General features: G+C 66.3%; 10 protein-coding genes. 6 read left to right on the forward strand and 4 right to left on the reverse strand.

Features of this window, described 5'->3' with window-relative positions; translation table 11 throughout:
• Nucleotides 1-88: 88 nt before the first annotated feature.
• Complete coding sequence (locus tag AUL30_RS01110) at nt 89-1,003, reverse strand: LysR substrate-binding domain-containing protein (RefSeq protein ID WP_062225935.1); 915 nt, start codon at nt 1,001-1,003, stop codon at nt 89-91.
• A 171-nt stretch (nt 1,004-1,174) separates the two neighbouring features.
• On the opposite strand from AUL30_RS01110, the gene AUL30_RS01115 reads away from it, so the two are divergent.
• The 6 genes from AUL30_RS01115 to AUL30_RS01140 are packed head-to-tail and all read left to right on the forward strand — an operon-like array spanning nt 1,175 to nt 8,921.
• Nucleotides 1,175-2,710, forward strand: coding sequence for an ABC transporter substrate-binding protein (locus AUL30_RS01115; RefSeq protein ID WP_062225938.1), 1,536 nt, complete (start codon nt 1,175-1,177; stop codon nt 2,708-2,710).
• A 15-nt stretch (nt 2,711-2,725) separates the two neighbouring features.
• Complete coding sequence (locus tag AUL30_RS01120) at nt 2,726-3,640, forward strand: ABC transporter permease (protein ID WP_062225940.1); 915 nt, start codon at nt 2,726-2,728, stop codon at nt 3,638-3,640.
• A gap of 17 nt (nt 3,641-3,657) precedes the next feature.
• The gene (locus AUL30_RS01125; protein WP_192842985.1) at nt 3,658-5,637 is read left to right on the forward strand and encodes a dipeptide/oligopeptide/nickel ABC transporter permease/ATP-binding protein; all 1,980 of its coding nucleotides are present in this window, start codon (nt 3,658-3,660) and stop codon (nt 5,635-5,637) included.
• Entirely contained in the window at nt 5,624-6,673 is a 1,050-nt protein-coding gene (locus tag AUL30_RS01130; protein ID WP_062225945.1) for an ABC transporter ATP-binding protein, read from the forward strand. Before AUL30_RS01125 ends, AUL30_RS01130 begins: the two co-directional genes overlap by 14 nt.
• 50 nt (nt 6,674-6,723) lie before the next feature.
• Complete coding sequence (locus tag AUL30_RS01135) at nt 6,724-7,929, forward strand: NAD(P)/FAD-dependent oxidoreductase (RefSeq protein WP_192842986.1); 1,206 nt, start codon at nt 6,724-6,726, stop codon at nt 7,927-7,929.
• A gap of 41 nt (nt 7,930-7,970) precedes the next feature.
• Nucleotides 7,971-8,921 (forward strand): M14 family metallopeptidase, encoded by a 951-nt coding sequence (locus AUL30_RS01140; protein WP_062225948.1) that lies wholly within the window; start codon nt 7,971-7,973, stop codon nt 8,919-8,921.
• Between the two features lie 17 nt (nt 8,922-8,938).
• Here the strand turns inward: AUL30_RS01140 and AUL30_RS01145 are convergent, their stop codons facing one another.
• From AUL30_RS01145 to AUL30_RS01155, 3 genes are read right to left on the reverse strand one after another with little or no spacing between them, the layout of a single operon-like run.
• A complete protein-coding gene (locus tag AUL30_RS01145; protein WP_062225950.1) occupies nt 8,939-9,592 on the reverse strand; it encodes a histidine phosphatase family protein in 654 nt (217 codons plus the stop codon).
• Nucleotides 9,589-10,692, reverse strand: a complete 1,104-nt coding sequence (locus AUL30_RS01150) for an ABC transporter ATP-binding protein (RefSeq protein WP_062225952.1) — start codon at nt 10,690-10,692, stop codon at nt 9,589-9,591. The genes AUL30_RS01145 and AUL30_RS01150 overlap by 4 nt, the downstream gene beginning before the upstream one ends.
• A 16-nt stretch (nt 10,693-10,708) precedes the next feature.
• Entirely contained in the window at nt 10,709-12,418 is a 1,710-nt protein-coding gene (locus AUL30_RS01155; protein WP_062225954.1) for an ABC transporter permease, read from the reverse strand.
• Nucleotides 12,419-12,453: the final 35 nt, after the last annotated feature.

Below are 12,453 nucleotides of genomic sequence, written 5' to 3' on the forward strand. Positions count from 1 at the left end.
GATCGGATGCGAACGGTCTTTGGCACTGCACAACGCATGACGGGGCGGGATGTTCGCCGCCTAAGAAATTTATCTGCGTGAAGCGGCGTCAGTCGGCCGCGGCGGCGACGATGGTGTCGATGGGCGGAATGCGCCGCATATGGTCGATCAACTCGTGCTCCATCAGTGATGGGGGCCGTCGCTGCGACCGCAGGAGAGAGATCGGCATGGAGATGCGCGGTTCAAAGCGCCGGCAGACGAGGCCGGGCCTGCGGCAGTAGTGATAGGTTTCGGCATCGACCAGACCGATCCCGACCCCCTCGCCCACCAGGTTGCAAAGCGTGCTTCCGAGCGAGACATGCAACCGCCGTTGAATCGTCACGCCGCTGGAAGCCAGCACGCTGTCGAGCTGCCGGGTGATGACATCGGTCGGCGACAGGGAAATAAAAGTCTGTCCGGCGAGGTCCTGCGGCTGGATAAGCTTTTGCGCGGCAAGCGGATGGGCCCGTGGCAGCACGACGCCCACTTCGATATCGACGATAGGCGTCCGCTGGATGGCGGGGTCGTTGGTCGAGGCTTGCGCCAGGCCCATGTCGATCCGGCCCTGGCCGACAAGCTGCGCCATCTGCGGGGATGAGAAAGCCTCGAAGGTCATGTTCGCCTCCGGGAAGCGCTCGATGAAGCGCGCGACGACCAGAGGCAACCACCGGTTGGACAAAGCCGGGATGACCCCGACCACGAGGCGGCCGTGCTTCAGGGTTGTCAGGTCACGCGCCACGCCGGACAGGTAGCGCAGCCCGCTGAAGCTGCGCTCGACCTCCGTATAGAAGGCGCGGGCTTCGACCGTCGGCACAAGGCCGTTCTGTGTTCGCTGGAAGAGCGGAAGGCCGATCTCGGCCTCCAGCGCGCCCAGCGCCTTGCTGACAGCCGGTTGCGAGATGCGCAGGCTGACGGCGGCCCCGGTGATGCTGCCCTGCTCCATCACCGCCTTGAAGAACTCCACCTGCCGATGTGTCAGCTTCATACATAGCCTCAGGTTATGGCAGTCGGAACATTATGAATTTGACGCAATTGCTAAGGGCGTACAAGCTTCCATCACCCACAGAAGAGATGCGCTTCCAGGCCCCGCCGACTGGCGGATGGCCAACGGAGAAACTTTGTCGAAAACCAGACCCTCGGTTGCGGAGATCATGTCATGACGAAACTGACGCACAGCATCCTTGCCAGCATGCTCGCATCGTTGATCTCCACCACCGCGATGGCACAGGTGCCCGCGCCCGCAGGCACGCTGACCGTTGCCGTCGGCGCCGATCCGGAAACCTTCGACCCGCATTTCAACGATCTGCCGACCGGCAACACGGTCGACCTGCATGTTCTGGAAGGCCTGTTCCGGCTGGACGCCGAGAACAACGTCGTCAACGAGCTCGCCACCGAACACGCCTTCTCCGAAGACGGGCGGACCTTCACCGTGAAGATCAAGGAGGGGCGCACATTCTCCAACGGCAACCCGCTGGATGCAGAAGCCGTGGCAGCGTCCTTCAACCGTCTTCTCGATCCGGCTGTCGGCTCGATCTATCGCGGCCTCTATTCCTCGATCGAACGGGTCAGTGCCGAGGATCCGACGACGGTGGTGTTCCATCTGGCGGAGCCGAACGGCCATGTCCTGCTGCTCCTGTCGTCCACCAACGCCACCATCATCGATACCAAGGCCCTGGCCGAGATGGGTGCCGAATACAGTCGGAAGCCGGTCGGCAGCGGCCCCTACATGGTCGACAGCTTCGTGGGTGGCGAGCGTTACCGCCTCGTTCCGAACCCGACCTATTCCGGTGATTTCCCGGCGACGCTCGAGGCGATCGACTTCCTCGTGGTGCCGGAGGACGGCTCACGCATGGCGCTCCTGGAAACCGGAGAGGTCGACGTGGCCGAGCGCGTTCCACCCGAATCCATCGAAACCATATCGAGCCTGGACGGCATGCAGGTGATGACACCGCCGAGCATGTTCTCCATCAATATGGAGATCGTCATGAAAGGGCCGATGGGAGACCCCCGTGTCCGCGAGGCGCTGAACCTTGCGGTGGACCGCGAGGGGATGATCCAGGGTATCCTCGGCGGCCTTGCGACGCCCTCGGTCACGATGCCGGGACCCGGCACGCAGAACGAGTTGCGCGTGACCTTCGATCCCATTCCCTTCGACCCGGAGCGCGCCAAGGCGCTGATCGAGGAAGCGGGTTACGCGCCGGGCGAGCTGTCGATCACCATGGTCTGCCCGAACGGCCGCTACATCAAGGACGCGCAGATCTGCCAGGCATTGCAGGGCTCGTTCCAGGCCATCGGCGTTACCGCAGCGGCGCAGGTCGTGGACCGCGGCACCTGGACGGAGATCGTCAGCCAGCCCGTGGCGGAGCGAACGGACAATATGGCGATGCTCGGCCGCGCAACGGCGGGCATGGACTACACGCTGTACCGCCTCTTCAAGTCCGGCGTCAGCGCCAACACGACGGGCTATGCGAGCCCCGAAGTCGATGCGCTGCTGGCGGAGGGACGTGCGGAGACGGACGTCGCCAGACAGAAGGACATTTACGGCCAGATCCAGCGCAAGATCTGGGAGGATCGGCCCTTCGTGTTCCTCTGGTACCAGACCCAGGCCATCGGCATCGCCGATCGTGTCACGGGGCTGGAGATCCAGCCCAACGAGACCATGCATTTCGACAAGGTGGCCGTATCGAACTGAAGCGGAGAGCCGGCCATGTTCGTCGTCAAACGCCTGTTGGCATCCATCCCGACCCTGTTCATCGTTTCCCTTCTGGTCTTCTGGTTCATCGACCTCATCCCCGGTGATCCGGCCCGCATCCAGGCCGGGCCGATGGCCACGACGGAGGAAGTCGAGGTCATCCGGGACCGCATGGGATTGAACGAGCCGGCGCTCGACCGTTACGCGAACTTCCTGACGGGGATCGTCAATCCGCAAACGGCGGTGTCGTTGCGGACGGGGCGGCCGATCTCCACCGAAATCGGGGAGCGCCTGCCCAATACGCTCATCGTCGCCATTGGCGGCCTGATCGTCGGCCTGGTGCTCGGCGCCATCGGGGGTGTGGCAAGTGCGCTGAAGCAGGGCGGATGGGTCGATACGATCATCTCGCTCTTCACTTTGGCGGGCATTTCCATGCCGATCTACTGGCTGGGGCTTCTCTGCATCTGGCTTTTCGCGGTTCGCCTCGGCTGGCTGCCGGCGGCCGGTGCATCGACACCCGCCCATTTCGTGCTGCCGATCCTGGCCGTCGCCACCCGGCCCGCCGCCATGTTCAGCCGTCTCGTCACCGCAAGCCTCCTGGAGGTGATGGGCAAGGACTACCTCGATACGGCCCGCTCCAAAGGCCTCAGCGAAATGCAGGTGATCCTGCGGCATGCGCTGCGCAACTCCTTGATCGCCGCCATATCGGTGGCCGGCGTGCAGTTCGGCGCCATGCTGGGTGGCTCGGTCATCACCGAAACGGTCTTCGGCATTCCGGGCGTCGGCCGTCTCCTCGTCGATGCCGTGTCGCGCGCGGACTACCCGGTGATCCAATACGCGATCCTGATGTTCGCCTTCTTCTTCGTGGTCATCAATCTGGTCACGGACATCCTGACCCAGTGGCTCGACCCACGGGCGCGCACCGCATGAGACGGGGGATGAAGACCATGACCGTGACCGCCGTCACACCGCTGGACGAGGCGCAGGCGCGCCCGGCCGGAACGAAGGCCCGCGCACGGCGCAACAGCGTGCTGCGCGCCCTGTTGCGCCAGCCCAAGGGCCTGATCGGCCTGTCGCTTGTCACCCTCTTCATGCTCATGGCGATCGTTGGCCCCTTCGTGGCGCCGTACGACCCTTACGCGCAGAGCTTCGCCACCACGCTCCAGGCGCCTTCGCTCACCCACTGGTTCGGCACCGACCAGCTCGGCCGGGACGTGTTCAGCCGCATCCTGACGGGCGCCCGGACCTCGCTCGGCATCGGCATCGGGGGCGTTGCCATCGCCTTCCTGATCGGCGTGCCCATCGGCATGTTCGCCGCCCTGCGGGCGGGCCGCGCGGATTTCCTGGTCATGCGCGCGGTGGACATCATGATGAGCTTTCCCGACATCGTCTTCGCCCTGGCGATCGTGGCGGTGCTCGGCGCCAATACGCAGAACGTCATCATCGCGGTGGGTGTCGTCTCCATCCCCGTCTTCGCCCGGACGGCCCGCGCCGTCACCAGCAGCATCCTGGCCGAGCCCTATATCGAAGGCAGCCGCTCGCTCGGCTGTTCGCCGGCACGGATCGTTCTGCGGCATGTCCTGCCCAACATCTCCGGCATCCTGCTCACCCTGGCGAGCCTTCTCTTCGCCACCACGCTCCTGTCGGCATCCGGCCTGTCCTTCCTGGGGCTCGGCACCCAGCCGCCGGAACCGGAATGGGGCACGATGCTGGGCGAAAGCCGCTCCTACCTGCGCTCCCATCCGCATCTGGCGACCTTCCCGGGCCTGTGCCTTGCGCTGGCCGCCCTCGGCTTCAACCTCCTGGGCGAGGCGCTGCGCAACATCTTCGACCCCACCTCGGTCCGTCATTCGCCGGCGGGGTCCATCTTCTCGGCCTTCCTCGGTGTGCGGCCGGTACGCCGCGCGCCCGGAAGTGACCGCACGGCCGGACGCGACGAGGCACCTGTGGAAGCGCGGGGCGTACGCGTCGCCTTCTTCGCCGACATTCATCCGATCGAGGTGCTGCGCGGCGTCGACTTTACCGCCGCGCGCGGTGTGACGACGGCCATTGTCGGGGAATCCGGTTCGGGCAAGAGCACCTTCCTGCGCGCAGTCGCCACGCTCCTGCCGGCGCAGGCCAGGGTGACGGACGGCACCATCGGCGTCGGCGGAACCGACGTGACGGGCTGCACGCCGGCGCAGATCCGCGAGCTGCGGCGGCGCCGGATCGGCATCGTCTTCCAGGATGCGGCGAGCGCTTTGAACCCGGTCATGACTGTCGGCGCGCAGCTCATCGAGGCGATCCGCGAAGGGTCGGACATGCCGCGTAAGGATGCATGGAGCAAGGCTGCCGCGCTGCTCGGCGATGTCGGAATTGGCGATGCGCAGAACCGGCTGGCCATGTATCCGCACCAGTTCTCCGGCGGCATGAAGCAGCGCATCGTCATCGCCATGGCGCTCGCCCAGGATCCCGACATCCTGTTGGCGGACGAGCCGACCAGTGCACTCGATGTCACCATCCAGCAGCAGATTCTCCTGCTCCTGCGCACCATCCAGCGCCGGCGCAACATGACGCTGATCCTGGTGACGCACGATCTGGGCCTCGTCGCCCGATATGCCGACGACGTGGCGGTCATGTATGCGGGCGAAGTGGTGGAGTTCGGCAGTGTCGCCGATGTGCTCACGCGCCCGGCACACCCCTATACGCGCGCCTTGAAGGATTCCTCGCCGGCAGAGGCGGGCAGCGGTCTGCGCAGCCGGCTGCCGAGCATTGCCGGCGAACCGCCCTTCGTCGGCGCGCTGCCGCAGGGCTGCGCCTTCCGCCCGCGGTGCCGGCTCGGCAACGGCCGGTCCGTCTGCGCACAGAGCGCACCGGCGGCCCGGCGCGTCTTCGCCCGCCTCAGCGCCTGCCATTTTGCAGAGGAAGAGTTCGATGCAGCATCCTGACGCCGCCCGGTCCTCTGCGCCCATCGTGGCGGCGAATGGCTTGAGCATGCACTTTGCCGAGCGGACGCGCTTTCTCGGCCGCGTCAAGGGAAACCCGCTCCGCGCCGTGGATGGCGTCAGCTTCCACCTGGAACGGGGCCGCTGCTTTGCCGTGGTTGGGGAATCGGGTTCGGGCAAGAGCACGCTGGCGCGCATGCTGGTGGGTCTGCTGCGGCCGACGGCGGGTGACGTCGAGCTGGCCGGGACGCGCCTGTCCACGGTGGACGAAGCCGGGCTGCGGGCCATGCGCCGGCGCGTGCAGCTCGTCCTGCAGGATCCCCGCGCCTCGCTCGACCCGCGCATGCGCATCGGCGCCGTCCTGGAGGAAGCGCTGATCGTCCACGGGCTCGGCCGGTCCCGGCAGGAGCGGCAGGACCGGATCATGCGCGCGCTGCGCCAGGTGGGGCTCGATGCCCAACATCTGGACCGCTTCGCCAACGAGCTGTCGGGCGGGCAGCGCCAGCGTGTCGCCATTGCCCGGGCCATCATCGTCGAGCCAGAGATCCTCGTCCTGGACGAACCCGTCAGCGCGCTGGACGTCTCGGTCCAGGCGCAGGTCGTGAACCTTCTGATGGACCTGCAGGAACAGCTCGGCCTGACCTACGTGATCATCACGCACGATCTGGCGCTGGTGTCGCACATGGCCGACAGCGTGGGCGTCATGTATCTCGGCGCCTTCGTGGAAAGCGGGCCGGTATCGGCCGTCGTCGCAGCGCCGCGCCATCCCTACACCAAGAGCCTCCTGTCGGTCGTGGCGACGAGCGATCCGCGCATCGAGCGCGACAAGCCCATCACCATACTGGAGGGGCAGATACCGAGCCCCCGCAACATGCCTTCCGGCTGCACCTTCCACACGCGGTGCCCGCTTGCCCGGCAGATCGCCGCGCAGGAGGGCGGGCAGACGGCCGTGCCCGCGCCCTGCGCCACCCAGAAGCCGGAACCCCGCCTCGTCCAGGGCCGGACGCTCACCTGTCACTACGCGGAACGGCTGGGCTGACCCGCCATCCGCTCCTATCGGCATCCAACACGAAAATGATTGGACTGAACATGAGCCAGCATATGCAGAGTTTTGAAACCGTCATCGTGGGTGGCGGCATCTATGGCGCCAGCCTTGCCTATGAGCTGTCCTCCCTCGGGAGGCAGGTCCTGCTCTTGGAAGCCGGCGAAATCGCCTCCGGCGCATCGGGCGGGCCGGGCGAGCGCGGCGTGCGGGCCAACAACCGCGATATCCGCGAACTGCCCGTCGTATCCCTGTCGATCGACCGCTGGCAGGAATTCCAGGATGCCTTCGAGGGCGGCGTCGGCTACCGCCGCGTCGGCGGATTGCAGGTCTTCGACCAGCCCTACGGCCTGCGTGAGCATGAAATTCGCGGCCGGCTCGAAGCGCGCGCCGCCATCCAGACCGCGCTCGGCACGCCGACCCGCATCCTGACCCGCGACGAAGTGGTGGAGATCGAGCCGGAAATGACCCGCTCCATCATCGGCGGCGTCTACTGCCCCAATGACGGGGTGGGCGACCACACCTTCGCGACACGCCAGTTCGCCAAGGCGGCAGAGGCCAAGGGCGCCACCATCCGGACCGGCGCACGCGTGGTGAAGCTCAATGCGGCCAATGGCCGGATCCGCTCCATCAGCCTGGCGGACGGGGAAGAGATCGGCGTCGGGGACAAGATCTTCCTCCTCGCCAATGCCGGGGCGCCGGCCCTCCTGGCCGAGCATATCGCCGGGGAGCTCCTGCCCCCGACCTGGAACCTGATGCCGCAGATGATGTATGTGACCAATCCGGAAAACCGGACGATCAAGCATCTCCTGTCGCATGCGCACCGCCGGCTGGCCATCAAGCAACTGCCCGATGGAACCATCATGCTGTCCGGTGGCGTAAGCGTGACCCACAAGGAGGGCCGCGTGGACACCGGCTCGCTCAGCTCCACGGCGATCAACCTGACCGACTCCATCATGACGCTGCCCTTCCTCGACCGGTCGCAGTTCATGCAGGTGGACGCCACGCGGGTGGATACCAATGCGCTGGACGACATCCCCATCATCGACAATCCGGCGCATCTGCCGAACCTCTTCTATGGCTATGCCTGGTCGGGGCATGGCTTCGCCATCTCGCTGGGTTTCACCAAGCTCTTTGCCGACTGGTCGCAAACGGGTGAGAAGCCCGAACTCCTCGAACCCTTCTCTCCGGCGCGCTTCCACCTTCCCGCCCCGGTCAAGGCCGCGCCCCGCCGCATGGCGCTGAGCGCGTGACGCCGCAGAACCCGACGGAGACAGACATGGATACAAGAGCGATGACAGAGCCTCGGCGCACCGAGCGCGACCTTCGGGACGTGATCGCGCAAGGCCGCGACTTCCTGCCCGAGACGATGACCGTGATTGAGAATGGCGAGGGCCCGACCGTCCTTGTCTGCGGCGGCATCCATGGGGACGAGTACGAGCCGCAGATCGTGCTGCGGCAGGTGGCGCGGGAGATCCGGCCGGAAATGGTGTCCGGCCGGCTCATCATCATCCCCTCCATCAACTTCCCCGGTGCGCAGCGCGGTCAGCGCCTGTCCACCCTGGACGGCGCCAATATGAACCGCACCTTCCCGGGCGCGGCCGATGGCAGCCCGACAGAGCGCCTCTCGCACTTTCTGAGCCAGGAGCTGTTTCCCCGATGCGATCTGCTGATCGATCTGCATACGGGCGGCAACGAGTACCGGGTCGTTCCATTGATCTTCGGCTTTTCGGACGATCGGTGCCGCACCGGCCCGGCTGAGCTGGAAAGCCAGATGGAGGCCTGGGGCTACCGGTTCATCCAGTATGTCGAGGGCGTCCCCTCCACGGCGGTCGGCTGCGCCCTGGCGCAGGGGCTCGCCTCCGTCGAAACGGAAGGCGGCAGCGGCGGGCCGATCGATGGCGCTGAACTATCCGAACTGCACGGCAATCTCATGCGCGGCCTTGCGCGGGCCGGGGTGATCCGCTCGGGGCCGCCCGCCAGCACGGCGGAGCCCATCCGCGTCCGCGTTGGGCCGCAGAACCAGTATCCCGCCCCGCGCGACGGGATCGTCGAGCACCATGTCGCCCTGGGCGACTACGTGCGCAAGGGGGCGCGGCTCGCGACACTGCATCCCGTCAGCGACAATGGCGACGAACCGCTCGTCATCCGTTCCGACGTCGATGGCTATGTGCTGCGGCAGAACGCCAACGCCTTCGTGAAGGCCGGGGCGCTCGTCGGCAATACGGGCTCGCCGGTGGATTAAGGGCGCCCGCGTCTCGGCTACAGGGCAGCCATCGTGCCCGGGCTCCGGCAGCCGAAGCGCAGCAGCGCTTCGGCCGTCGGGGCGATCGGCGTTTCCCGCCCGGGACACAGCCGGAAGGCAGTCGTCTGCGCCGCGCTATAGGCCAGGGCGTCCGCAGGGCCGACCCCGGAAAAGATACGCCGCAGCACATGCAGGCACACGCTGTGCGTGACGAGGACGTGCGGCCTGCCCTCCTGCAGTTTCGACAGGAAAAGTCTGAGGCGATCCTCCACGACGGCGCGGCTTTCGCCCCCACCGGCTGCCACGCTCCAGGCATCGGCGCGGTAACGCTTCCAGCCATCCGGATCGGCGTTGCCGATCTCGTCCCGCGTCAAGCCTTCCCACCGGCCGAAACCCATTTCGCGCAAGGCAGGATCGGGCCGGAAAGCGCGGAACGGTAAATTCCAGGCATCCGCCAGAAGGGATGCCGTCTGGACGGCCCGCGGCAGCGGGCTCATCCAGAACGCCATACGCCCGCTCGGGTCGATGGCCGGCTTCAGCGCCTCTGCCACGGCCCGTGCCTGCCGAACGCCTTCAAGGGTCAGGGGTTGGTCCTGCCACCCCTGGATCCGCCCTTCCCGGTTCCACTGCGTTTCGCCATGGCGAATGACGATGAGCTCCAGCCCGCTCATTCGGCAAGCCAGAGCGCGGAGCGTGGATCGAGCGATACGAAGGTCTGCGTCCCGGTATCGAGGAGCCGGTCGCCCGCCTGGAACGGCACGTCGACGAGGACCTCCGTCTGCCCGACCATCAGCCCGTAGCGTATGGTCGCGCCCAGGAACTCCCGGTGGCGCACCACGGCGTCGAGGCTTGTTGCGCCCGGTGCATCAACACCGATCCGCGCATATTGCGGCCGGAAGACCAGCCGCGCATTGTCGGGAACCGTCGCATCCTGCGGGATCGGCACGCGGCCGCCTCCCTCCACCTCGAAGAAGCGGCCTGCACCCTCACCGCTGACCCGCCCGGCCAGGATATTGGCCGTGCCGAGAAAGTTGGCAACGAAGAGGTTGGCCGGCTGCTCGTAGAGCTCCATCGGTGTGCCGACCTGCTGGATGCTGCCTTCGTTGAAGACGGCGATGCGGTCGCAGACCGTGTTCGCCTCCTCCTGGTCGTGGGTGACGAAGATCGTGGTCAGGTGCAGGCGCTGCTGCAGGTCCCGCAGCTCGCGGCGCACGCTGAGCCGCATCTTCGCATCGAGGTTCGACAAAGGTTCGTCGAGCAGGAGAACCTTCGGCTCGATGGCGATGGTGCGGGCCAGCGCAACCCGCTGTTGCTGGCCGCCCGACAATTGCGCCGGGCGCCGCTCCGCCAGATGGCTGAGCCCGACCAGGGCGAGCGCGGCATCGACACGGGTCTGCACCTCCCGGCGCGGCAGGCGCCGCTCCTCCAGGCCGAAGGCCACGTTCTGGCGCACCGTCATGTGCGGCCAGAGCGCATAGGACTGGAACACCATGCCGATGTTGCGCTTCCAGGGCGGCATGTCGAGGACATCCCGGCCGCCGATCCGCACCGCACCCTCCCGCGCGGTGTTGAAGCCGGCGATCAGGCGCAGCAACGTCGTCTTGCCGCAGCCGGAGGGCCCGAGGAAGGCGAAGAACTCACCGGGGCGTATGTCGAGGTTGATGTCCTTCAGGACATGCAGCGTGTCGTAATAAAGATTCACGCCGCGGATGGAGATGGATTGGCCTTCGGTTTCCAGGATGGAGGTGTCGACGGGCGCGGTCATGTTCATGAATGTCCTCCCAGGACTAGTTTTTGGCGCCGATCGCCTTCTGGCGGCGTTCGATGACGATGTGCGAGACGAGGGTGCAGACGGCCACGAGCACGACCGCGATGACGCCGAGCGCGGCACCGGGGCCGCGCCCCGCCGGCGACTGCATGAAGATGTAGAGGCCGTAGGCTATGGGTGCGTCCGAATTGCTCTGGATCAGCATCAGCGTGGCGGACAGCTCGACGGCGGCAGTGGAGAAGCTCGTCATGAAGCCGGCCAGGATGCCGCCGGTCATGAGCGGCAGGACCACCCGTCGAATGGTCCGCCAGCGCGTGGCGCCCATGTTTTCTGCCGCTTCCTCCAGCGATACGGAAATCTGCTGCATGGCCGCGTAGCAGGCCCGCAGCGCATAGGGCAGACGCCGGATGGCCAGCGCCAGGACGACGACGATCCAGAGCGTGGCCAGCGGCCGACCGTCCGGCATGGTCACGCCGTAGAAGGCCCGCAGATAGCCGATGCCCAGGACGACGCCCGGCACGGCGAGCGCCGCCATGGCTGCCCAGTCCAGCCATTGCCGGCCGATCACCTTGGTGCGCAGCACCAGATAGGCGATGGTGCCGCCGACGACCACGTCGATGAGGCCCGCCAGCGTGGCGTAGAGGAGCGTGTTCTTGATGTAGACCGAGCTTTCGCCGAAGACGCGGGCGTAATTGGCGATGGTGAAGCCATCGGGCAGCGGACTGAACGACCAGATGGTCGAAAAGGACAGAAGCAGAAGCCCGATATGGGGCGACAGGACCAGGAGCAGGATGAGCCCGACGACGCCATAGGCGATCACGGATTCACCGGCCGAAAGGCGTCGCTTGGCAAGGCCGCCGCCGCCGCGCTGGGTGGTCGAATAGTCCCGGCCGCGCATGGCGAGCGCCGAAAGATACATGGCAACGACCGATGCCACGATCAGGATGACGGAGATGACGTATCCCATCGGGTCGGTCAGGCCGACAGATGTGACGCGCAGGTAAGCCTGTGGCGCCAGCATGTCCTTGACATTCAGGAGCAGAGGCGTTGCCAGATCGTCGAAAACCTTGACGAAGACGAGCGAGGCGCCGGCGATATAGCCCGGCATGGCCAGCGGGAAGACGATCCGCCGGAAGAGCCGGAAGCCCGATGAGCCGAGGTTCTGCGCCGCCTCCTCCATGGACCTGTCGATATTGCGCAGGCTGGTCGACAGATTGATGAGGATGAAGGGGAAATAGTGCAGCGACTGGACGAAGATGACGCCGTTCAACCCTTCCATGAAGGGAATGCGGAAGCCGAACCAGTCATTCAGGAGAAGGTTCACCGTGCCGTTGCGGCCGAACAGGAGCTGCATGGCGACAGCGCCGACGAAGGGCGGCATGATCAGCGGGATGAAGCCGAGCGTCTGGATCAGGATCGCGCCCCGGAACTCGAAGCGCGTCGTCAGGACAGCGAGCGGCAGGGCGAAGACCGTGGCCCAGACGACGGACATGCCGGCCACGTAGAGCGAGTTGACGAAGGCGCGGCGGAACAGATCCGTCCGGAAGAAATCGACGAAGTTGATGACGGTGAAGGCGCCCGTGCCCTTTTCCGTAAAGGCCGTGTAGATCACCATCGCGGCCGGAACGATCAGGAAGGCCGCCAGGAATAGCGTGATGAGAATGACGACGAGGGTCTGACCGGGGCGCGCGGCGATACGCCGGGCCGGCGATGTGGCGGTCATGGCCATGTGCTTGGCTCCGTGGATGCCATCCCGCCCGGACA

It is taken from the genome of Aureimonas frigidaquae (genome assembly GCF_001463905.1).
Taxonomy (GTDB): Bacteria; Pseudomonadota; Alphaproteobacteria; order Rhizobiales; family Rhizobiaceae; genus Aureimonas; species Aureimonas frigidaquae.